The 19,840-nt window shown below is 60.8% G+C and carries 20 protein-coding genes, 2 tRNA genes and 1 pseudogene; 14 read left to right on the top strand and 9 right to left on the bottom strand.

Annotated elements, in window-relative coordinates; all coding sequences use genetic code 11:
* Nucleotides 1–27 precede the first annotated feature (27 nt).
* Nucleotides 28–627 carry a cob(I)yrinic acid a,c-diamide adenosyltransferase gene (gene cobO, locus GOX88_RS18185; protein WP_170326228.1) on the top strand — a complete coding sequence of 200 codons (600 nt, stop codon included), beginning with the start codon at nucleotides 28–30 and terminating at the stop codon, nucleotides 625–627.
* A gap of 425 nt (nucleotides 628–1,052) precedes the next feature.
* Here the strand turns inward: cobO and GOX88_RS18180 are convergent, their stop codons facing one another.
* From GOX88_RS18180 to GOX88_RS18165, 4 genes are all read right to left on the bottom strand, one after another.
* The gene (locus GOX88_RS18180; protein ID WP_170405052.1) at nucleotides 1,053–2,621 is read right to left on the bottom strand and encodes an alkaline phosphatase D family protein; all 1,569 of its coding nucleotides are present in this window, start codon (nucleotides 2,619–2,621) and stop codon (nucleotides 1,053–1,055) included.
* A 132-nt stretch (nucleotides 2,622–2,753) separates the two neighbouring features.
* Nucleotides 2,754–3,119, bottom strand: a complete 366-nt coding sequence (locus tag GOX88_RS18175; RefSeq protein ID WP_170405049.1) for a hypothetical protein — start codon at nucleotides 3,117–3,119, stop codon at nucleotides 2,754–2,756.
* Nucleotides 3,120–3,228: 109 nt separating this feature from the next.
* The gene (locus GOX88_RS18170) at nucleotides 3,229–4,179 is read right to left on the bottom strand and encodes an AraC family transcriptional regulator (protein ID WP_170405046.1); all 951 of its coding nucleotides are present in this window, start codon (nucleotides 4,177–4,179) and stop codon (nucleotides 3,229–3,231) included.
* A gap of 125 nt (nucleotides 4,180–4,304) precedes the next feature.
* Nucleotides 4,305–5,171: a branched-chain amino acid aminotransferase gene (locus tag GOX88_RS18165; protein WP_170405043.1), complete on the bottom strand. Its 867-nt coding sequence runs from the start codon at nucleotides 5,169–5,171 to the stop codon at nucleotides 4,305–4,307.
* A gap of 159 nt (nucleotides 5,172–5,330) precedes the next feature.
* On the opposite strand from GOX88_RS18165, the gene GOX88_RS18160 reads away from it, so the two are divergent.
* The 6 genes from GOX88_RS18160 to dxs all read left to right on the top strand — a co-directional run bounded on the left by GOX88_RS18160 (nucleotide 5,331) and on the right by dxs (nucleotide 10,588).
* Complete coding sequence (locus GOX88_RS18160) at nucleotides 5,331–5,843, top strand: MarR family winged helix-turn-helix transcriptional regulator (protein WP_170405040.1); 513 nt, start codon at nucleotides 5,331–5,333, stop codon at nucleotides 5,841–5,843.
* A complete protein-coding gene (locus GOX88_RS18155; protein WP_170405036.1) occupies nucleotides 5,840–6,541 on the top strand; it encodes a response regulator in 702 nt (233 codons plus the stop codon). Before GOX88_RS18160 ends, GOX88_RS18155 begins: the two co-directional genes overlap by 4 nt.
* Nucleotides 6,542–6,610: 69 nt before the next feature.
* Nucleotides 6,611–7,537 carry a histone deacetylase family protein gene (locus GOX88_RS18150; RefSeq protein WP_170405032.1) on the top strand — a complete coding sequence of 309 codons (927 nt, stop codon included), beginning with the start codon at nucleotides 6,611–6,613 and terminating at the stop codon, nucleotides 7,535–7,537.
* Nucleotides 7,534–7,776, top strand: coding sequence for an exodeoxyribonuclease VII small subunit (locus GOX88_RS18145; RefSeq protein ID WP_170405029.1), 243 nt, complete (start codon nucleotides 7,534–7,536; stop codon nucleotides 7,774–7,776). The genes GOX88_RS18150 and GOX88_RS18145 overlap by 4 nt, the downstream gene beginning before the upstream one ends.
* Nucleotides 7,777–8,643, top strand: a complete 867-nt coding sequence (locus GOX88_RS18140) for a polyprenyl synthetase family protein (RefSeq protein ID WP_170405028.1) — start codon at nucleotides 7,777–7,779, stop codon at nucleotides 8,641–8,643. It begins immediately after the preceding gene.
* A 16-nt stretch (nucleotides 8,644–8,659) separates the two neighbouring features.
* The gene (gene dxs / locus GOX88_RS18135; protein WP_170405025.1) at nucleotides 8,660–10,588 is read left to right on the top strand and encodes a 1-deoxy-D-xylulose-5-phosphate synthase; all 1,929 of its coding nucleotides are present in this window, start codon (nucleotides 8,660–8,662) and stop codon (nucleotides 10,586–10,588) included.
* 28 nt (nucleotides 10,589–10,616) lie between these two features.
* Here dxs and GOX88_RS18130 read toward each other — a convergent pair.
* A tRNA-Thr gene (locus GOX88_RS18130) sits at nucleotides 10,617–10,692 on the bottom strand.
* A gap of 205 nt (nucleotides 10,693–10,897) precedes the next feature.
* Here GOX88_RS18130 and GOX88_RS18125 point away from each other — a divergent pair.
* From GOX88_RS18125 to arsB, 4 genes are read left to right on the top strand one after another with little or no spacing between them, the layout of a single operon-like run.
* Nucleotides 10,898–11,731 (top strand): helix-turn-helix domain-containing protein, encoded by an 834-nt coding sequence (locus GOX88_RS18125; protein ID WP_170405022.1) that lies wholly within the window; start codon nucleotides 10,898–10,900, stop codon nucleotides 11,729–11,731.
* The gene (locus GOX88_RS18120) at nucleotides 11,728–12,726 is read left to right on the top strand and encodes an ArsJ-associated glyceraldehyde-3-phosphate dehydrogenase (RefSeq protein WP_170405020.1); all 999 of its coding nucleotides are present in this window, start codon (nucleotides 11,728–11,730) and stop codon (nucleotides 12,724–12,726) included. The genes GOX88_RS18125 and GOX88_RS18120 overlap by 4 nt, the downstream gene beginning before the upstream one ends.
* Nucleotides 12,723–13,988: an organoarsenical effux MFS transporter ArsJ gene (arsJ, locus tag GOX88_RS18115; protein ID WP_170405017.1), complete on the top strand. Its 1,266-nt coding sequence runs from the start codon at nucleotides 12,723–12,725 to the stop codon at nucleotides 13,986–13,988. Before GOX88_RS18120 ends, arsJ begins: the two co-directional genes overlap by 4 nt.
* Complete coding sequence (gene arsB / locus GOX88_RS18110) at nucleotides 13,985–15,037, top strand: ACR3 family arsenite efflux transporter (protein WP_170405014.1); 1,053 nt, start codon at nucleotides 13,985–13,987, stop codon at nucleotides 15,035–15,037. The genes arsJ and arsB overlap by 4 nt, the downstream gene beginning before the upstream one ends.
* A gap of 18 nt (nucleotides 15,038–15,055) precedes the next feature.
* Here arsB and GOX88_RS23770 read toward each other — a convergent pair whose 3' ends face one another.
* The gene (locus GOX88_RS23770) at nucleotides 15,056–15,217 is read right to left on the bottom strand and encodes a hypothetical protein (protein WP_170405011.1); all 162 of its coding nucleotides are present in this window, start codon (nucleotides 15,215–15,217) and stop codon (nucleotides 15,056–15,058) included.
* Nucleotides 15,190–15,453 carry a substrate-binding domain-containing protein gene (locus GOX88_RS18100; RefSeq protein WP_170405008.1) on the bottom strand — a complete coding sequence of 88 codons (264 nt, stop codon included), beginning with the start codon at nucleotides 15,451–15,453 and terminating at the stop codon, nucleotides 15,190–15,192. Before GOX88_RS18100 ends, GOX88_RS23770 begins: the two co-directional genes overlap by 28 nt.
* Before the next feature lie 60 nt (nucleotides 15,454–15,513).
* Here GOX88_RS18100 and ugpC point away from each other — a divergent pair.
* Nucleotides 15,514–15,645, top strand: a pseudogene (gene ugpC, locus GOX88_RS23250) (sn-glycerol-3-phosphate ABC transporter ATP-binding protein UgpC); the annotation flags it as partial.
* Between the two features lie 713 nt (nucleotides 15,646–16,358).
* Here the strand turns inward: ugpC and GOX88_RS18090 are convergent.
* Nucleotides 16,359–16,435, bottom strand: a tRNA-Arg gene (locus GOX88_RS18090).
* 115 nt (nucleotides 16,436–16,550) lie between these two features.
* On the opposite strand from GOX88_RS18090, the gene GOX88_RS18085 reads away from it, so the two are divergent.
* Together GOX88_RS18085 and GOX88_RS18080 are read left to right on the top strand one after the other, a co-directional pair.
* On the top strand, nucleotides 16,551–17,576 hold the full coding sequence (locus GOX88_RS18085; RefSeq protein WP_170405005.1) for a LacI family DNA-binding transcriptional regulator: 1,026 nt from the start codon (nucleotides 16,551–16,553) through the stop codon (nucleotides 17,574–17,576).
* 4 nt (nucleotides 17,577–17,580) lie between these two features.
* Complete coding sequence (locus GOX88_RS18080; protein ID WP_170405003.1) at nucleotides 17,581–18,789, top strand: winged helix-turn-helix domain-containing protein; 1,209 nt, start codon at nucleotides 17,581–17,583, stop codon at nucleotides 18,787–18,789.
* Between the two features lie 3 nt (nucleotides 18,790–18,792).
* On the opposite strand, the gene GOX88_RS18075 is transcribed toward GOX88_RS18080, so the two are convergent.
* Nucleotides 18,793–19,491: a fumarylacetoacetate hydrolase family protein gene (locus tag GOX88_RS18075; RefSeq protein WP_170405000.1), complete on the bottom strand. Its 699-nt coding sequence runs from the start codon at nucleotides 19,489–19,491 to the stop codon at nucleotides 18,793–18,795.
* Nucleotides 19,492–19,840: the final 349 nt, after the last annotated feature.

Genomic DNA, 19,840 nt, shown 5'->3' with positions numbered 1-19,840 from the left:
GGGCGCAAATCAAGAAAGGTTCCGCCGATGAGCGATGCACAAGATCACAAGGAAAAGATGCAGAAGGTGCAGGCCCAGCACCGCAAAAAGGTGTCCGAGGCTGTCGATCCGGAGCGCGGGCTGGTTCTGATCAACACCGGCAAGGGCAAGGGCAAATCCTCGGCCGCGTTTGGCGTGGTGATCCGGGCGCTCGGCTGGGGCCAGAAGGTCGCCGTGGTGCAGTTCATCAAGGGCAAGTGGAAAACCGGCGAGCGGCGCTTTTTCGAAGAGCGCGATCTGGTGACCTGGCACACGATGGGTGAAGGCTTCACCTGGGACACGCAGGACAAAGAACGTGACATTGCCGCCGCCAACGCCGCCTTTGACAAGGCCCGAGCGCTGATGGCCAGCGGCGACTATGATCTGGTGGTTCTGGACGAGATCAACATCGCCCTGCGCTACGAATACCTGTCGGTGGATCAGGTGATCGACGGGCTGAATGAGCGGTCCGACAAGACCAGCGTATTCCTGACCGGCCGCGATGCCCCGCAAGCGCTGCGTGACTATGCCGATCTGGTCACCGAAATGACCGAAGAAAAGCACCCGTTCCAAGCTGGCATCAAAGCCCAGCGCGGCGTGGATTTCTAAGGTTAAGTGATTGAACAGCCCCGTCCCGGGGCTGTTACCTCGCCTGATTCTCATTGAGAAACCGAACCGATCCGCGGCGGCTTGCGGCACTGGCTGGCAAGGTTTCTGGCAGGTCACTTTCTGCTTTAGGTGACTTCTCAACATAAGCGCAAAAGTCATCGTCACAGCAACAGCCGCACGCGGTGGCCGCCTCGTGTCGTGCCATGATTTCGTCCAGCGCATCGCCCATGTCTTACCCCGATCATTCGTTTCCGAGGCGGCGGCAAGCTCTCACCGTTTCATGCGCTAAGCCCGCAAACCGCCTCGAAACCCTGTGCCGGATGCGGGTGCATCTGGCGTTACGCGTTATCTGACTATTTTAGTCGGATTTTTCAAGGGTAAAAACGCGCCCCAAAACAATCTTCGGGACGCGATGCGGCGGGCGATCAGATCCCCTGTGGTTGCGGGTCCAGTGTGACCGACCACAGCTCGGTATCCGCACGATCCATCAGGCGCACGGTCATCTGCTGGGTCTCCCCGTCGATATCGACCAGACCAAAGAATTGCAGACCAGCGCTGGGGGGTAGATTGGCGCCCTGTTCCTTGGTCGGCGCTTTGACGTATTTCACCTCTGGCCCAAAAGTGCCGTCCAGCGCGTTCGGACCAAAGGTTCCGGCATGCAGCGGGCCGGACACGAATTCCCAGAACGGTTCAAAATCCTGGAATTGCGCTTTGTTAGGGTCATAATAGTGCGCAGCCGTATAGTGTACATCTGCCGTGAACCACACCGTGTTGGTAACCCCTTCGGTCTTGATGAAGCGCAGCAGATCGGCGATCTCCAACTCGCGCCCTTTGGCCGGGCCATTATCCCCGTTCGAGATCGCCTCGACCCCCTTCTGATCCTTCCACCGATCCCAAACGATCAGACCAATGGGCATGTCTGAGGCAATCACCTTCCATATGGCCTGCGAAGCGGCCAGTTCGCGTTTCAGCCACGCCAGTTGCTCAGCGCCCAGAATGCGCGACTTGTCGGTGATTTCATCCTCCATCGACGGCCCGTTCGGCCCGCGATAGCTGCGCAGGTCCAGAAAGAACACATCCAGCATCGGACCGTACGAGATCTTGCGATACACGCGCCCCGGCTCGGCTGGCGTGATCCGCAGCGGGGTCATCTCGTGGAAGGCACGGCCCGCGCGGGATTGCAGCACATGCACCGATTTTTCGGAATAGCGGTCATCCGAGATCAGATCCTTGGCGTCCGACCAGTTGTTGACGACCTCGTGGTCATCCCACTGGAAGAAGGTCGGGCAGACGGCGTTCATCGCCCGCACATGCTCGTCCATCATGTTGTATTTCCATTGGGCGCGGAATTCATCCAGCGTTTCGGCCACTTTGCGTTTCTCATCAATCAGGGTGGTGTTTTTCCAGATCAGCCGGCCGTCTTTCTCGACCTCATCCTGCATTGGACCATCGGCATAAACCGTGTCACCGGAATGAATAAAGAAATCCGGCCGGTGCTGCGCCATGGTCGCATAGGTGCGCATCCCCTCGTCATCGATACCCCAGCCCTGCCCGGCGGTGTCACCCGACCAGGCAAATCGGATATTGCGCCGCTCGGACGGAGCAGTGCGGAATTGCCCAATAATAGGCTCTGATACGACGTTGATATCGCTCAGATCGGCAGCAACAAAACGGTAGAAGATATCCTGGTCCGAGGGCAGCCCCTCGACCAGCCGCTTCACTGCGAAATCGCTGTTCGGGATAGCATCCATCGGGGTCAGTTGGCGGGCGTCGGCAAAGCTCTCGGTGGTCGACACTTCCATCATCACCCGCGCAGGGCGATCCGTGCGGGTCCAGATCATGCCCGAGCTCATGTCGACATCGCCCGACTGCACGCCGTGGGTAAAGACGGGACGGGACGCGGCGCGGCTGATCGCGGGCATGGACAGAGACACGGCAAATGCGGTGCTGCCAACCAGAAAGGCGCGGCGGTTGGAACGAAGGATTCGGGTCATGGGGCTCTCCTGTCTGGTGACCCTTGCGGGCCACGCGATTGGTGAGCGGCAGTGAGCCGCTTGTTTGTAAAACAAGCGGCTCAAATTCTTGAAAGTATCACGATGATATTGTGACACCTGTGTATAGCCCGCTCAGGCAGTCACACCCTGTTCCGGCGTGCTGAGCGAGATGACGGCGACCACCGCCGCGCCGTTCAGCCAATAGTATATCGCATCCAGCCCCGAGAACCCAAACAGGCTGGGCGCGGCCAGGAACACGACCCCGACCAGCAGATCGACGGCCAGGTGGACCTTGTAGGGCAGCACGCGCCAGATGCCGAGGTGGTGGTCGGTCAGCACGGTCAGCACAAAGGCCGCGACTCCGGTGGCTACTGACAGCCACAGCGCCATGGGGTTGGATTGCCCTATCCCCAGAACAAAGGGCAGCCCCATCAAGGCGAAGGCAACCGGATAGTCCAGATAGGCGTGAATGGTGCGGGTAACGAAACGAGCAGGCATTGAAATTTCCTTTCCTTGCTTGGCATGACCCCAAACTAGGAAAGTACATTCGGACGTTTAATTCCGGATCGTTCGTGAAACTGTGCAGATCGTCCAGAAAAATGTCGGATCAGTGCATCGACCGATAAGCCGCCGGGGACAGGCCGATCTGCTTTTTGAACACGCGGGAAAACGCAGCCTCAGAGGCATAACCGACCTCGGCCGCCGCATCCGCCACGTTCCAGCGGGCTTCGGTCAAGCCGTGACAGGCGATCTGCATCCGCCAGTCGGTCAGGTATTGCATCGGTGTGGTGCCCATCTTCTCGGCAAAGAGCTGCGCGAAGGCGGTGCGCGACATTCCGGCCTCACGCGCCAGCGATTCGACGCTCCATTCCTGCGCCGGGGCCTGATGAAAGGCGGTCAACGCGCGGGAAATGCGGGGATCGGCAAATCCGGCCAACGCGGATTCGCTGGGGCTTTGATGCTCCAGATGGGCGCGGATAGCCTGTGCAAACAGCACCTCGGACAGTTTCAACGCAATCAGATCGCCGCCGATCCGGGTGCCGCTGACCTCGGACCCGATCATGCGCAAAGTGGCCTCAATCCAGGCCCCGGCCTCTTCGCCGTAGTTTTCGATCAGGATATAGGGCGGCAGCCGGTCAATCAGCATGTGCCCGGTGCCTTGCCGCCCCGGCGGCCCGGTGAAGGAGAAATGGCCGCAGATCAGTTGGGTGTCGCGGCTCCTATCCTCTCCGCCATAGATCAGCACGCCATCGCCCTGATAGCCGGCCTCGTCCAACACTTGCTCAAGCGGCAGCGCGTCCATCGGTTTGACCTCATTGCACAGCAACGCATGGGCCGAGCCATGCGGGATCAGGATCAAGTCGCCCTGCTTCAGACGCAGCGTTTCGCCTGTGATAGAGACGAAAATCTTCAATTCTCCGCGCTGAACGAAGTGAAACCGGGCGACGTTCTGGTAGGCGGGCACCTGAATACCAAACGGCGGCGTGAAGGAAGTGCGGAAATAGAATGTGCCCCGCAGAGACAGGCGGGTAAGGATATCGCTGAGCAGGTCCAACATGGGGTAAACCTACACCCGGTTGCGCATTCGTCCAGCTATCCGAACGATCTGCACAAAATCTTGAACTATGGGCAAAGAAAACCCCCGCCAACAGCGGGGGTTCCATAAATCGTGTGTCGCTCGGATTAGGCGCGGACCAGCGCCTCGTACTCTGCGGCGATCTCGCGGGTCAGGTCTCCGACCTCGAAAGTATAGTCGCCGATCTGCCCGACCGGGGTGACCTCGGCGGCCGTGCCGGTCAGCCAGCACTGTTCGAAATCGGCCATTTCTTCGGGCTTGATGCGGCGCTCGTGGACAGTGATGCCTTTGTCTTTCAGCATCTGGATCACGGTCTGGCGGGTGATGCCGTTCAGGAAGCAATCAGCCAGCGGCGTGTGGACCTCACCATCCTTGACGAAAAACACGTTGGCACCTGTCGCCTCGGCCACATAACCGCGCCAGTCCATGAACAGCGCATCCGAGCAGCCCTTGGCCTCGGCCTTATGCTTCGAGATGGTACAGATCATGTAGAGACCCGCCGCCTTGGCATGGACCGGGATGGTTTCCGGGCTGGGGCGTTTCCATTCCGCGATGTCCAGCTTGGCGCCCTGCATCTTGGCGTCGCCGTAATAGGCGCCCCAAGGCCAGACGGCCACGGCCATGCGTACCGGGTTCCTGGCCGACGCCACGCCCATATCCTCGCCCGAGCCGCGCCAGACCAGCACACGGACATAAGCGTCCTGCAGGCCGCTGGCTTTCAGCGCTTCTTCCTTGGCGGCCTCGATCTCGTCCACCGAATAGGGCATCGGCATGTCCAGCGCCTCGGCCGAGGCGATCAGACGCTCGGAATGTTCGCGGCTTTTGAAGATCTTACCGTTGTAGGCGCGCTCTCCTTCAAAGACCGAGGACGCATAGTGCATCGCATGGGTCAGGATGTGCACATTGGCCTCGCGCCAGGGCACAAGTTTGCCATCCAACCAGATGGTGCCATCACGATCATCATACCCCGCCATGCGAAACCTCCAGCCTTGGGTTGAATTTTCCGATTGTTGCGCCAATTAAGTCCGATGCGGACATAAAGTTGCGCAGAAACTGCGATTCGATACCTGTCCACTCTTGGAATGTCAACAACGCTGACATAAACTCGACACGAGTAACGAATGAGGCATACTATGTCGGATACGCGTCCCGCCCAAGTCTTTGGCGGTGAAAGCCTGCTGTTTTTGACCGACGAACAGCTTCGGCAGGGGATCGAGGCGATGTTTTTCGCCTATCGCGGCTTTACCGCCGACCCTGATCGCATATTGGCGCAGATGGCTTATGGCCGGGCGCATCACCGGGCGATCCACTTCATCAACCGCGCGCCGGGGACGACAGTGAACAACCTGCTGGCCATACTGGGGGTGACGAAACAGTCACTGAACCGGGTGCTGCGGACATTGATCGAAGACGGCCTGGTCGAAAGCCGCGTGGGCACGGTGGACAAGCGCGAACGGCATCTGTTTCTGACCGAAAAGGGCAAGGCGCTCGAGGCGAAACTGTCCGAGGCTCAGCGCGTTAGGATGCGCGCGGCGTATAAAGATGCGGGCCCCGAGGCCGTGTCAGGATTTCGTAAAGTGCTTGAAGCGATGATGGATGCTGATATGCGTCATGCTTATACGAAACTGCGGGATACCACCTCATGAGCGAAATGGACGCCCATCTGCTGATCGTTGACGACGATGAGCGTATTCGTGATCTGCTCAAGAAGTTCCTGATGCGGAGCGGTTTTCTGGTCACGGCGGCCCGTGATGCGGCACACGCAAGGCGGGTGTTGTCCGGGCTGGATTTCGACATGATCGTGATGGATGTGATGATGCCCGGCGAGGATGGTGTGAGCCTGACCAGAACGCTGCGCGAAACCCATACCACGCCGATCCTGCTGTTGACCGCACGGGGCGAGACCGAGCACCGGATCGCCGGGCTTGAAGCGGGTGCGGATGATTATCTTGCCAAACCGTTTGAGCCAAAAGAGCTGCTTCTGCGGATCAATGCGATCCTGCGGCGGATGCCGGAAACGCAGGCACATGACACGGCCACCAAGATTCTGAGCCTCGGCCCGATCCGCTATGACGTGGAGCGCGGCGAGATGTGGCAGGGCGAAGACCCGGTGCGTTTGACCGCGACCGAAAGCCAGTTGATGAAGATCTTCTCGGCTCAGCCGGGGGAACCGATCAGCCGCGCCAAACTGGTTGAGGATCTGGGCCGCGACAAGGGTCAGGCGCAGGAGCGCGCGGTGGACGTGCAGATCACCCGCCTGCGTCGGAAGATCGAACAGGACCCGAAGCAGCCTCGGTACCTGCAGACCGTTCGGGGTGCCGGGTATATGCTGGCGCCGGATTGATTGTGCCGCTGCGCGGCGGTTTTATACCTTCGGCGAAGGTATTTTTGGCCAGATGAACAGGGGACCCAGATGAAAACTGCCCTTCTGACTCATGCGGATTGTTTGGGACATGTGACGCCGGGCGGGCATCCTGAGCGGGTGGCGCGTTTGGAGCACATCCTGCACGCGCTGGAGTCGTTGGATTTGAACCGGGTGACGGCACCTTTGGCGGCAGATGATGATCTGTTGCGGGTGCATCCGGAAAGCTACATCCGGGATATTCGCAGCGCGCGCCCGGCTGAGGGGTTTGCCCAGATCGACGGGGATACGTTCATGTCTCCGGGCTCGGTCGATGCGGCCTATCGCGCTGCCGGGGCCATGGTGCGGGCGGTGGATATGGTACTGGGAGGAGACGCCCCAAACGCGTTTTGTGCCATCCGTCCACCAGGGCATCATGCGGAAACAGACACGGCCATGGGGTTCTGCCTGTTCGGCAATGCAGCGCTGGCAGCCAAGCACGCGCTGGATCATCACGGGCTGAGCCGGGTCGCGGTGGTCGATTTCGACGTCCATCACGGCAATGGCACGCAGGATCTGCTGTGGGATGAGAAGCACGCGCTGGTGATCACCAGCCAACAGATGCCTCTGTGGCCCGGATCGGGACGGCCGGATGAGACCGGAGCCTTTGAGACCGTTCTCAACATCCCCCTTGCCCCCGGGACAGGCGGCGCCGAGATGCGCAGGGCTTATGAAACGCAAGCCTTCCCGCGTCTTCGCGCCTTCAAGCCTGAACTGATCATCATCTCGGCCGGGTTCGACGCGCATCAGGACGATCCGCTTGCCAATCTGAACTGGTCCACCGGCGATTTCGCCTGGATCACGGCAGAGCTATGTAAACTTGCTGATGAGCTGTGCGAAGGACGTATCGTCTCGACTCTGGAAGGCGGGTATGATCTGAACGCACTGGCCGAGGCCACCCGCGCCCATGTGGAAGAATTGATGAAGGCAGCCCGATGACCGATACCCCCGTTGATCAGATGACATTCGAACAGGCGATGAAAGAGCTTGAGGCCGTGGTCGGCCAGCTGGAGCGCGGCGACGTGGCGCTGGACCAGTCCATCGACCTTTACACGCGGGGCGCACAACTTAAGAAACGCTGCGAGGATGAGCTGAAACGGGCTGAGGAAAAAGTGGCCGCGATCACTCTGGATGCCGATGGTCAGCCGACCGGGACGACACCTGTCGAAGGTCAGTAAATGTTTCGCGAAAAGCTTGCGCAGGATGCGGCGCGGATTCAGGATCAGTTCGATCTGGTTCTGGGCGCGCTGGACGATCTGGATGTGACCCGGGCGATGGCCTATGCCACCGAAGGCGGCAAGCGGCTGCGCGGGTTTCTGGTACTGGAAAGCGCGCGTCTGCATGGCGTGGACGTGGGCCGTGCAATCTGGCCCGCGGCGGGGATCGAAGCGCTGCACGCCTATTCGCTGGTGCATGACGATCTGCCCTGCATGGATGACGATGATCTGCGTCGGGGGCGCCCGACCGTGCATGTGAAATGGGATGAAGGCACCGCCGTTCTGGCCGGGGACGCGCTGCAGACGCTGGCCTTTGAACTGTGTACCCGGCCCGAGGTCGGCAATGCCGAGGTCCGCGCGGACCTGGCCCTGACGCTGGCCAAAGCCAGCGGGGCGCAAGGCATGGTGCTGGGTCAGGCGCTGGACATTGCGGCGGAATCAGCCGCCGCGCCGCTGACGCTGGACGAAATTACCCGCCTGCAGGCGGGTAAAACAGGGGCGCTGATAGAATGGTCGGCCTGCGCGGGGGCACGGTTGGCACAGGCCGATCCGGAGCCGTTGCGCCAATATGCCCAAGCCCTTGGCCTTGCTTTTCAGATCGCGGATGACATCCTTGATGTGGAAGGTGATGCCGAAAAGGCCGGGAAACGCCTGCAAAAGGATGCCGAGGCCGGAAAGGCCACGTTTGTATCCCTGTTGGGTCTGGAAGCGGCCAAGACCCGTGCTGCAGAGCTGGTCGATCAGGCCTGTGCTGCGCTGGATGGGTACGGACCCTCGGCTGAAACCTTGAAGGACGCCGCCCGCTTCGTTATTGCCCGGGACAGCTAAGCCAGGAACGCGCCACATGTCTGACCGCCCGAACACGCCCCTGCTGGATCTTGTTAGCCGCCCCGCGGACCTCAAGCAATTTTCGGACGCGCAACTGCATCAGGTGGCGCAGGAATTACGGGCCGAGACGATCTCGGCCGTATCCGTCACCGGCGGCCATCTGGGGGCAGGTCTGGGTGTGGTCGAACTGACCACTGCACTGCACGCCGTCTTTGACACACCCCGCGACAAGATCATCTGGGACGTGGGGCATCAATGCTATCCGCATAAAATCCTGACCGAGCGGCGCGACCGTATCCGCACACTGCGTATGAAAGACGGGCTGAGCGGCTTTACCAAACGCAGCGAGAGCCCCTATGACCCGTTCGGCGCGGCCCATAGCTCAACCTCGATCAGCGCAGCGCTGGGCTTTGCCGTTGCCCGCGATCTGGGTGGTGTGACACCCGAAGGGCTGGGCGATGCGATTGCGGTGATCGGTGACGGCTCGATGTCTGCGGGCATGGCGTTCGAGGCGATGAACAATGCAGGCCACCTGAAAAAGCGCCTGATCGTCATCCTGAATGACAATGAGATGAGCATCGCACCGCCTGTCGGCGCGCTGTCCAGCTATCTGTCGCGGATTTACACCGAGGCCCCGTTCCACGATCTGAAAGCCGCCGCCAAGGGTGCGGTCTCGCTGCTGCCTGAACCGTTCCGCGAGGGTGCCAAACGCGCCAAGGAAATGCTGAAAGGCATGGCCGTGGGTGGCACCTTGTTCGAAGAGCTGGGCTTTTCCTATATCGGCCCGCTGGACGGTCACGACATGGACCAATTGCTGCCGGTTCTGCGCACCGTCAAGGCACGGGCAACCAGTCCGATCCTGATCCATGTGTTGACCAAAAAGGGCAAGGGATACGCGCCCGCCGAGCAGGCCCGGGACAAAGGCCATGCGACGGCCAGGTTCGACGTTGTCACTGGCAAGCAGCACAAGGCCCCGTCCAACGCGCCGTCATATACCTCGGTCTTTGGCAAAATGCTGGTCGAAGAAGCCGGGCGCGATGACAAGATCGTGGCCGTCACCGCTGCGATGCCGGACGGCACCGGGCTGAGCCTTTTCGCGGAGCGCTACCCCTCGCGCTGTTTTGACGTGGCGATTGCCGAACAGCATGGCGTGACCTTTGCCGCAGCGCTGGCGGCTGGTGGGATGAAGCCGTTCTGCGCGATGTATTCCACCTTCCTACAGCGCGGTTACGATCAGGTCGTGCATGACGTCGCCATTCAGCGCCTGCCGGTGCGTTTTGCCATCGACCGCGCAGGGCTTGTGGGTGCCGATGGGGCAACCCATGCGGGGTCATTCGACATCGCCTATCTGGCCAACCTGCCCGGCATGGTCGTGATGGCCGCCGCGGATGAGGCCGAACTGGTGCATATGGTCGCCACCGCCGCGGCCCATGACGACGGCCCCATCGCGTTCCGCTATCCGCGCGGTGAAGGGGTTGGCGTCGATCTGCCCGAACGCGGTGAGGTGCTGGAAATCGGCAAAGGCCGCATGATCCAGAAAGGCGCACGCGTGGCGCTGCTGTCCTTTGGCACCCGTCTGGCCGAGGTTCAGAAAGCCGCCGAAGCGCTCTCGGCCCGGGGCATCACCCCCACCATTGCCGATGCCCGTTTTGCCAAACCGCTGGATCACGAACTGATTCTGGACCTCGCCACAAACCACGAGGCCCTGATCACCATCGAAGAAGGCGCGGTTGGCGGTTTCGGCAGCCATGTGGCGCAACTGCTTGCGGATGAGGGCGTGTTCGATCACGGATTGAAATTCCGCTCGATGGTGCTGCCGGATACCTTCATCGATCAGGCCAGCCCGGCGGATATGTACGCCGTCGCGGGTATGAATGCCGAACAGATCGAGGCCAAGGTGCTGTCGGTTCTGGGCGTAACAACGATCGGCGAGAAGCGCGCCTGAGCGTCAACGACTTTACTATTGGAAAACGTGGTGCCTCAAGAGGGACTCGAACCCCCGACCTTGTCCTTACGAAGGACCTGCTCTACCAGCTGAGCTATTGAGGCAAGCGATGGTCCGTTTAAACGGTCGGGGTAGCACGCGCAAGCCTCGATCTTGGTGATTTCATCATCTATCGGTTCTGTGGCGTTTCCCGTTCTTGCCCCCGATTTTCTGCCCCGAAACTCCACGTCCGCGCTTGGACTGTGAATTTTTTGTAACGGCGCGTTTCCCGGATTGTCGTGCAATCTTTATTTCTATATTTCATGAAATATGACAGAACAAATTACCGACCAACTCGCCATCCTCGGCCACCCACAGCGCATCTCGGTGTTTCGCATGTTGATGCGACGCTTTCCTGACACCGTGCCCGCCGGAGAGCTGGCGGCAGAGCTGGATATCAAGGCCAGCACCCTGTCGAATTATCTGAATGCTCTGCAACGCTCGGGGTTGGTGACGCAGGAACGGTCGGGAACCTCTCTGCTCTATTCGGTCGATATGAAGAACGTGCAGCACATGCTGGATTTTCTAGTCCTCGATTGCTGCCGTGGCCGCCCTGATATCTGCATGCCTTTCAGCCAAGGAAGTGACGCCATGACGGACCGCAAGTTCAATGTACTGTTTCTGTGTGTGGGCAACTCTGCCCGCTCGATCTTTGCCGAATCGCTGCTGCGCGAACTGGGCGGCGATCGGTTCAACGTGTATTCCGCCGGAACCCAGCCAACCACCGAGCTTAACCCATTTGCTGTTCAGGTCCTGAGCGACAAGGGGCATGACACCTCGGTCCTGCGCTCCAAGCATATGTCCGAGTTCGCCGCGCCGGGCGCGCCCGAGATGGATTTCGTCTTTACCGTCTGCAACCAGGCCGCCAACGAAGAATGTCCGGCCTGGGAAGGCCAGCCGATCAGCGGCCATTGGGGCATGGTGGATCCGGTCAAGGCCTCCGGCACCGATGCGGAAAAAAGCCTGGCTTTCCAGAACGCCTATGGCGCGCTGAAGCGCCGGATCGAGGCCTTTACCTCGCTACCGGTCGAAAGCCTGGACCGGATCGCATTGCAAACTGCTGTCGATGACATCGGCAGAACGTCACTTGAGGACACGAAATGACGACTTACGCTGTAAACGGCCTGGGCCGGATGGGAAAACTGGCCCTGAAGCCGTTGCTGGAAAAAGGCGCAAAGATCGCCTGGATCAATGACGGGGTCGGTGACCCCGAGATGCACACGCACCTGCTGGAGTTCGACACGGTGCACGGTCGCTGGGACGCAGAGTTTTCGCACGACTCGGACAGCGTCACCATTAACGGCACCCGCCTGCCCTTTATCGGCACCAAAGACCTGGACGCCCTGCCTCTGGATGGTGTGGATGTGGTGATCGACTGCACTGGTGTTTTCAAGACCGAGGCCAAGCTGGCCCCCTATTTTGCAGCTGGCGTGAAAAAGGTTGTTGTCTCGGCCCCGGTCAAGGACGGCCCCACCGCCAATATCGTCATGGGCGTCAACGAAGACACCTATGACCCGGCCACGCATCACATCGTGACAGCGGCCTCCTGCACCACCAACTGTTTGGCTCCGGTGGTCAAGGTCATCCATGAGAACCTCGGCATCCGCCACGGCTCGATGACCACGATCCATGACGTGACCAATACGCAAACCATCGTGGACCGTCCGGCCCAGGACCTGCGCCGCGCGCGCTCGGCGCTGAACTCGCTGATCCCGACTACCACCGGCTCGGCCACCGCGATCACGCTGATCTATCCCGAATTGAAAGGCCGCCTGAACGGCCACGCAGTCCGTGTACCGCTGCTGAATGCCTCGCTGACCGACTGCGTGTTCGAGGTGGAACGCGAAACCACTGCTGATGAAGTCAACGCCTTCTTCAAAGCCGCAGCCGAGGGTGAGTTGAAGGGCATTCTGGGCTATGAAACCCGCCCGCTGGTCTCGACCGATTACACCAATGACGAACGGTCTTCGATCGTTGATGCACCCTCAACCATGGTGGTGAACGGAACGCAGGTGAAGATCTATGCGTGGTACGACAACGAGATGGGCTATGCCCATCGTCTGGTCGATGTCGCGCTGAAGGTTGGAGCCTTGCTGTGACAACCCGGCCCGAAGGACTGTCGGCCTATATTGCGGTCACGGCGGCCTATTGGGCCTTTATGCTGACCGACGGGGCCCTGCGGATGCTGGTGCTGCTGCACTTTCATACGATGGGGTTCTCGCCGGTTCAGTTGGCGTATCTGTTTGTGCTCTATGAAATTGCCGGGATGGGAACCAACCTTGCGGCGGGCTGGATCGCGGCGCGGTTCGGGCTGACCTCGACGCTGTATGCAGGGTTGGCGTTGCAGGTGGGGGCACTTCTTGTTCTCACGCAACTAGACCCTAACTGGGCGATTCCGGCCAAAGTTGCCTTTGTCATGATCGTGCAAGGGGCCAGTGGCGTGGCCAAGGATCTGGCCAAGATGTCCTCGAAATCCGCCGTGAAGCTGCTGGCGCCGACCGAGGGTGGCGGGCTGTTCCGCTGGGTTGCTGTTCTCACCGGCTCGAAAAACGCCGTCAAAGGACTGGGCTTTTTGTTGGGTGCTGCCTTGCTGGCGACGCTGGGCTTTATGTGGGCCACGCTGGCCATGGCGATTGTGCTGGCGATCATTCTGGTTGCTGTGATCCTGCTGATGCCACCCGGCCTGCCCAAGGGGCGCAAGGGCACGAAGTTCTCGGAAGTCTTTTCGAAATCTTCAAATGTGAACTGGCTGTCGGCTGCGCGGGTGTTTCTGTTCGGCGCGCGGGACGTGTGGTTTGTGGTCGGCATCCCGATCTATTTCTATGCGGTCCTGTCCGACGGCACCGAAGAAGGCAACCGCACGTCGTTTTTCATGATCGGCACCTTCATGGCCGTCTGGGTCATCCTCTACGGAGCCGTTCAGGCCAGCGCGCCCAAGATCCTGCGCGCATCCGAACGCAGCGAAGGCGATCTGATCCACGCCGCCCGCAGCTGGGCCACCGCCCTGTTTTGTGTTCCGGCGGCGTTGACGGTTGTAGTGCTGGTCTCCCAAGGGCCGCAGACATGGCTGACCGTCACGCTGGTTCTGGGCCTCCTGGTGTTCGGGGCAATCTTTGCGGTCAACTCTTCGCTGCATTCCTACCTGATCCTGGCGTTTACTAAATCCGAACGGGTGACGATGGATGTGGGCTTCTACTACATGGCCAACGCGACGGGCCGCCTTTTGGGCACCGTGCTGTCGGGCCTGACCTATCAGGTCGGTGGGCTGCCTCTGGTTCTGGGAACCGCTGCCGTGATGGTGGCACTTGCGGCGCTGACCTCGGGCAAGCTGACCGACCAAGCAAATGAGGCCTACTCATGAGCATTTTCGAACGCTACCTGACCGTCTGGGTCGCCCTCGCCATGATTGCAGGAATTCTGATCGGTCTGGCCGCGCCGGGTCTGGTCGGACTGATCGCCTCGGCCGAGGTGGCCAGCGTCAACCTGGTGGTGGCCCTGCTGATCTGGGCCATGGTCTTTCCGATGATGGTCGGCGTCGATTTCGGCGCTGTTGCGGGCGTGGCGCGCCAACCGAAGGGTTTGATCGTGACACTTGTGGTCAACTGGCTGATCAAGCCCTTCACCATGGCGCTGCTGGCGGTGCTGTTCTTCGACTACGTTTTTGCGCCGTGGATTCAGCCCGAGGATGCCGCACAATACACTGCCGGTCTGATCCTGCTGGGCGCGGCCCCCTGCACCGCGATGGTGTTTGTCTGGTCGCAACTGACCAAAGGCGATCCAACCTATACGCTGGTGCAGGTCTCGGTGAACGACCTGATCATGGTGGTCGCTTTTGCCCCAATCGTGGCGTTTTTGCTGGGCGTCACCGATATCTCGGTCCCGTGGCAAACGCTGGTGCTGGCAACAGTGCTGTATGTGGTGCTGCCTCTGATCGCCGGGCTGATCACACGCCGCAAACTGGGCTCACAGGACGCCATCGACGCGTTTTCGGCCCGGGTGAAGCCGTGGTCGGTGCTGGGCCTGATCACAACGGTGGTCATCCTGTTCGGCCTGCAGGGTCAGACCATTCTGGCGAAACCGCTGGTGATTGTCCTGATCGCCGTACCGATCCTGATACAGAGCTATGGGATCTTCGCTTTGGCCTACGGCGCGGCTTACGCGCTGAAAGTGCCCCACCGAATCGCCGCCCCCTGCGCCATGATCGGCACGTCGAACTTCTTTGAGCTGGCCGTCGCCGTCGCCATCAGCCTGTTCGGCCTGAATTCGGGCGCCGCCCTGGCCACCGTGGTCGGCGTTCTGGTCGAGGTGCCGGTGATGCTGTCATTGGTGGCCTTTGCCAACCGCACCCGCGCCCGCTTTCCCGAACCTGCCGGGATCGAAGCGCGCGGCGCCGGGAAGCTGCACCGCTGACACGTGCGAAACGGGCGTTCAATACGTCCCGCGCGGCACAAAATAGGGATCGATCGGAAGGGTTTCGCTGGTTCTTGCGGGCTCGGACAACCGGCGTTCAAGCAAGTGGATCACGTGCTCGACCGCCTCGTCGATGGGGTTTCTGACGGTGCTCAGGTAGAAGGTCGGCCATCCGACCATTTCGATATCGTCAAAGCCCACAATCGACAGGGCCCCGGCACTTCCATGCCACGTTCTCGCGCTGCGGTCAGCGCTCCGATTGTGCTGGCGTCATTGGCACAAACCAGCGCATCCAGGCTGTTGTCCCGCAACAGGGTCATCGACGCCTTATACCCGGCCGCGACAGTAAACTCCCTCGCCTCTTCCGCGATCGGGGGCAACCCGACCTGATCCAGAGCCTTTATTAAACCCGCCATGCGTGAGGTGCTGTGTCATGGCCGCACCTCACATCCCGAGCTTGCGGGATTCCGAGCTGTGCGGTGGTCCGCGATCCGACGTTGTTCCTGTTTGATGAGCCGCTCTCGAACCTGGACGCCAAGCCGCGCAACCAGATGCGGAATGAGATCAAGGCCCTGCAGCGCCGCCTTGGCACCACAGCCACGCATCTGAAACCAATCGCCCCGTACGTCGCGCTGCTGTCCGAGGTCGATCACGGCATGGCCCGCACGTCTCAACGCCACACAACCACAGAAATGGCGCGCGCACTGGGCATGGTCTACGCCTTCAGGGTGGAGTTTCACGAGCTGGATCAGGGCGGCCCGACCGAACGGTCTTTCTGCACGGATGAAATCAACGACCACGGCCACTGGTTCGCGTCCGAGGCCGGCGCGGCCGACCCCGAACAGCCCCGCGTCCGCGGCCGAATAGCCATCGTCGCCGTGATCCCCACTGCCAGCGGCCCCGTCTGTGTGGTTTCGACCCATCTGGAAAGCAACGCGGATACCGCGCACCGGCATGCTCAGTTCGACCTGTTGCTGCAGAAGATTGATGCCTTTGCCCCCGGTCTGCCGGTCCTCATCGGCGGAGACCTGAACACCGGCAACCACCTCCCGCCAGATTTTGACTGGCAGCGGGAGACACTGTTCGATCTGGCCGTGGGCCATGGCTATTCCTGGGCATTCACCCCGCCCGGGCTGACGACGCGGCCAAGCCTGATCACGCCGCACCCGGACCGCGAAATGATGCTGGACTGGCTGGCAGGCCGAGGATTCGCACCTGTGGAAAGCGGAATTCTGACCTCGATTTCCGCCTCGGGCCCCCGTTATCAGACCACGATTGCGTCTGGAGCACCGTCAGGCCCCTGAACGAAACAGCCTGAAACTGGCGACCCCGGCAGGATTCGAACCTGCAACCTGCCCCTTAGGAGGGGGCTGCTCTATCCAGTTGAGCCACGGGGCCGCGCAAGGCCCTCTGTAGCGCGGTTTTTTTCGGTTGTCATGAGTTTTGCACAACAGTTGTAAATCGCGTCCTGTTCACGCTACCATCGGGCAAAACAACAGCGCAGGTGCCCTCCGTGACCACAGAAACAAAACGCCCGCTTACCCTTCGTGATGTGTCCGAAGCGTCCGGAGTGTCAGAGATGACGGTCAGCCGGGTGCTGAGAAACCGGGGCGACGTATCCGACGCCACCCGCACCCGCGTTCTGGCTGCCGCGAAAGAGCTGGGATATGTGCCCAACAAGATCGCAGGCGCGCTGGCCTCGAGCCGGGTCAACCTGGTCGCGGTGATCATCCCGTCGCTGTCGAACATGGTTTTCCCCGAGGTGCTGACCGGCATCAATCAGGTTCTGGAAGATACCGAATTGCAGCCCGTGGTCGGCGTCACCGACTATTTGCCCGAGAAAGAGGAAAAGGTTCTGTACGAGATGCTCTCGTGGCGGCCTTCGGGGGTGATTATCGCGGGGCTTGAGCATACCGAGGCTGCCCGTGCCATGCTGGATTCCGCCGGCATCCCGGTGGTTGAGATCATGGACACCGATGGCAAGCCGGTGGATGCGATGGTTGGAATTTCGCACCGTCGCGCCGGGCGCGAGATGGCCGAAGCGATCCTGAAGGCGGGTTACGAACATATCGGCTTCATGGGCACTAAGATGCCGCTGGACCACCGCGCGCGGAAACGGTTTGAAGGCTTCACCGAAGTTCTGGGCAAGAACGGTGTCGAGATCGAGGATCGCGAGTTCTATTCCGGCGGCTCAGCCCTGGCCAAGGGACGCGAGATGACACAGGCCATGCTGGATCGCTCTCCGGATCTGGATTTCCTGTATTACTCCAATGACATGATTGGCGCCGGGGGTCTGCTGTATCTGCTGGAGCAGGGCATCGACGTGCCCGGGCAAATCGGTCTGGCCGGGTTCAATAACGTCGAGCTGTTGCAGGGTCTGCCCCGCAAACTGGCCACGATGGATGCCTGCCGGTTGGAGATCGGACGCAAAGCCGCCGAAATCATCGCCGCACAACTGGCCGAGCCGGATGCCGAGGTCGACACCCGCGTGACCCTGACCCCCAAGATCAGCTATGGCGATACGCTGAAACGGCGCTGACGCCATGGCGCTGCCACGGCTGGACAACAAGGCGGCCCGTGCTCTGTTCATGGACCGTCATGCGCTGGCCGAACAGCCTGCAGGCGGGGCCAAAGGGGCTGACCTGCTGGACCTGATCCACCGGCTGGGTTTTGTGCAGCTGGACAGCATCAACACCGTCGCCCGCGCCCATGACATGATCCTGTTTTCGCGGCGGCCGTCCTACCGCGCGAAGAACCTCAAGCGCCTCTATGAGCGCGACAAGGCATTGTTCGAACACTGGACCCATGACGCAGCGGTCATTCCGATGGAGTTCTATCCGCATTGGCACCTGCGGTTTCAACGGGATGCCGATCTGCTGAAGTCCCGCTGGAAGAACTGGCGTCGCGACGGGTTCGAACAGCAATTTGCCACTGTCCTGCAACATATCCGCGACCACGGGCCGGTATCCTCGTCGGATGTGGGCAAGGACGAAAAGAAAGGATCGGGCGGTTGGTGGGACTGGCACCCCTCGAAAACTGCGCTGGAGTTTCTGTGGCGGTCGGGGGCCCTGACGGTGATTGGCCGCAACGGATTTCAGAAACGCTATGACCTGACGGAACGGGTGATCGACACGCATCTGTGCCCGGGCAACATGGCCTGCGATGCCGAGGCAACCGTGGATTGGCTGTGCAATTCCGCGCTGGACCGGCTGGGTTTTGCCACGTCCGGAGAGCTGGCGGCCTTCTGGGACACGGTCAGCGTGGCCGAGGCGAAATCTTGGTGTGAACAGGCTCTAACACGCGGGGATTTGGAGGAAATCGAAGTGACCTGTGCCAATGGTCAGGTACGGAAACTGCTGGCCCGGCCGGGGCTGACCGAGGCTGACCTGCCCGCATCACCGGGCCGTATCCGGGTTCTCAGCCCGTTCGACCCGATGCTGCGCGACCGCAACCGGGCCGAGCGGCTGTTCGGCTTCCACTATCGGATCGAGGTCTTCGTCCCTGCCGCCAAGCGGACCTACGGGTATTATGTCTTTCCGCTGCTGGAGGGCGACCGGATGGTCGGCCGTATCGACATGAAAGCCCAACGCGACAGGGGCATTCTGCAAGTCAGCGCGCTGTGGCCAGAGCGCAAGGTGCGCTGGTCAGAACCCCGCATCCGTCGCCTGCAATCGGAATTGGACCGGGTCCGTCGCTTTGCCGGGCTGGACGACGTTGAATTTGCGAAAGACTGGCTGAAAGACCCTAAATAGGGTCTATTCAGCGTCTGTCAGCGTCAATCGGATCGGCTGCAACCCATCGATGCCGCCCTCGATCACATCACCGGCCTGCACCGGGCCGACACCAGCGGGCGTGCCGGTCAGGATCAGGTCTCCGGGCCGCAGGTGGTAATAGCCGGACAGATGGCTGACGATCTCGTCGATCTTCCATATCAGCTCATTCAGCGTTGCATCCTGGCGGAGCTCGCCATTCACACTCAGATGAATGCGGGTGTCATCCGCCGGCGACCAATCCGCCGCTGGTGTCAACGGCGCAAACACTGCCCCAGCCTCCAGATCCTTGCCCAGATCCCAGGGGCGCTGCTTGTTGCGCTCGCGGATCTGCAGGTCGCGACGGGTCATGTCCAGCGCACAGCCATAGGCGTAAACCGCGTCCCAGGCCTGTGCGCTGGTGGCGCGAAAGACGGGTTTGCCGATGGCGACGGCCAGCTCCATCTCGTGATGAAAGTCTTCCGTGCCCGGCGGATACGGCACAGCCGCACCAGTCAGAACCGCATTTGAGGCGGACTTGGTGAAATAAAACGGCGCCTCGCGATCGACCTCGTGCCCCATCTCGGCCGCATGCGCTGCATAGTTGCGGCCGACACAGAAGATCCGCCCCACCGGGTAAGCCGCCTGCTGCCCCTGAACCGGAATCGCAATCGGCTCGGGTAAAGAAAACACAGTTTCTGGCATCGCGGCCCCCTTTTGTTTCAGCCAGCCCGCATATTAACGCCGCAAACCGACGGGGCAAGACGCCCGGTTTTGCGCATGCCCGGCACCGCGGAACACAAAAACCTGAGCAAATCCCGTTCACAATCCGGGTGCCCTGTCTTGGAAAACACCGGAACAGTTCTAAATTGGAAGGTGGTAGAGCGACGACGCCGGTGACTCGGGGTACGGCGCGCTCTGGCCGCCGCTCACAGGTACGGCGGGTAAACTTGCACCCGTCTGGACGTGAAGACATCCCATAATGCCGCGAACCACGCGGCGTTAACGGATGCGAATACTTCAGAGAACTACGGCCTAAGACTTTACCCCCAAG

This window comes from Ruegeria arenilitoris (assembly GCF_013030985.1).
Taxonomy (GTDB): Bacteria; Pseudomonadota; Alphaproteobacteria; order Rhodobacterales; family Rhodobacteraceae; genus Ruegeria; species Ruegeria arenilitoris_B.
Note: the sequence above shows the minus strand (reverse complement) of the source record. Positions and strands in the feature narration are given on the sequence as shown.

Coding starts and splice junctions, on each gene's coding strand:
- cobO (WP_170326228.1), top strand. CDS start 28: ATGAGCGATGCACAAGATCACAAGGAAAAGATGCAGAAGGTGCAGGCC.
- GOX88_RS18180 (WP_170405052.1), bottom strand. CDS start 2,621: ATGACCCGAATCCTTCGTTCCAACCGCCGCGCCTTTCTGGTTGGCAGC.
- GOX88_RS18175 (WP_170405049.1), bottom strand. CDS start 3,119: ATGCCTGCTCGTTTCGTTACCCGCACCATTCACGCCTATCTGGACTAT.
- GOX88_RS18170 (WP_170405046.1), bottom strand. CDS start 4,179: ATGTTGGACCTGCTCAGCGATATCCTTACCCGCCTGTCTCTGCGGGGC.
- GOX88_RS18165 (WP_170405043.1), bottom strand. CDS start 5,171: ATGGCGGGGTATGATGATCGTGATGGCACCATCTGGTTGGATGGCAAA.
- GOX88_RS18160 (WP_170405040.1), top strand. CDS start 5,331: ATGTCGGATACGCGTCCCGCCCAAGTCTTTGGCGGTGAAAGCCTGCTG.
- GOX88_RS18155 (WP_170405036.1), top strand. CDS start 5,840: ATGAGCGAAATGGACGCCCATCTGCTGATCGTTGACGACGATGAGCGT.
- GOX88_RS18150 (WP_170405032.1), top strand. CDS start 6,611: ATGAAAACTGCCCTTCTGACTCATGCGGATTGTTTGGGACATGTGACG.
- GOX88_RS18145 (WP_170405029.1), top strand. CDS start 7,534: ATGACCGATACCCCCGTTGATCAGATGACATTCGAACAGGCGATGAAA.
- GOX88_RS18140 (WP_170405028.1), top strand. CDS start 7,777: ATGTTTCGCGAAAAGCTTGCGCAGGATGCGGCGCGGATTCAGGATCAG.
- dxs (WP_170405025.1), top strand. CDS start 8,660: ATGTCTGACCGCCCGAACACGCCCCTGCTGGATCTTGTTAGCCGCCCC.
- GOX88_RS18125 (WP_170405022.1), top strand. CDS start 10,898: ATGACAGAACAAATTACCGACCAACTCGCCATCCTCGGCCACCCACAG.
- GOX88_RS18120 (WP_170405020.1), top strand. CDS start 11,728: ATGACGACTTACGCTGTAAACGGCCTGGGCCGGATGGGAAAACTGGCC.
- arsB (WP_170405014.1), top strand. CDS start 13,985: ATGAGCATTTTCGAACGCTACCTGACCGTCTGGGTCGCCCTCGCCATG.
- GOX88_RS23770 (WP_170405011.1), bottom strand. CDS start 15,217: ATGGTCGGATGGCCGACCTTCTACCTGAGCACCGTCAGAAACCCCATC.
- GOX88_RS18100 (WP_170405008.1), bottom strand. CDS start 15,453: ATGGCGGGTTTAATAAAGGCTCTGGATCAGGTCGGGTTGCCCCCGATC.
- GOX88_RS18080 (WP_170405003.1), top strand. CDS start 17,581: ATGGCGCTGCCACGGCTGGACAACAAGGCGGCCCGTGCTCTGTTCATG.
- GOX88_RS18075 (WP_170405000.1), bottom strand. CDS start 19,491: ATGCCAGAAACTGTGTTTTCTTTACCCGAGCCGATTGCGATTCCGGTT.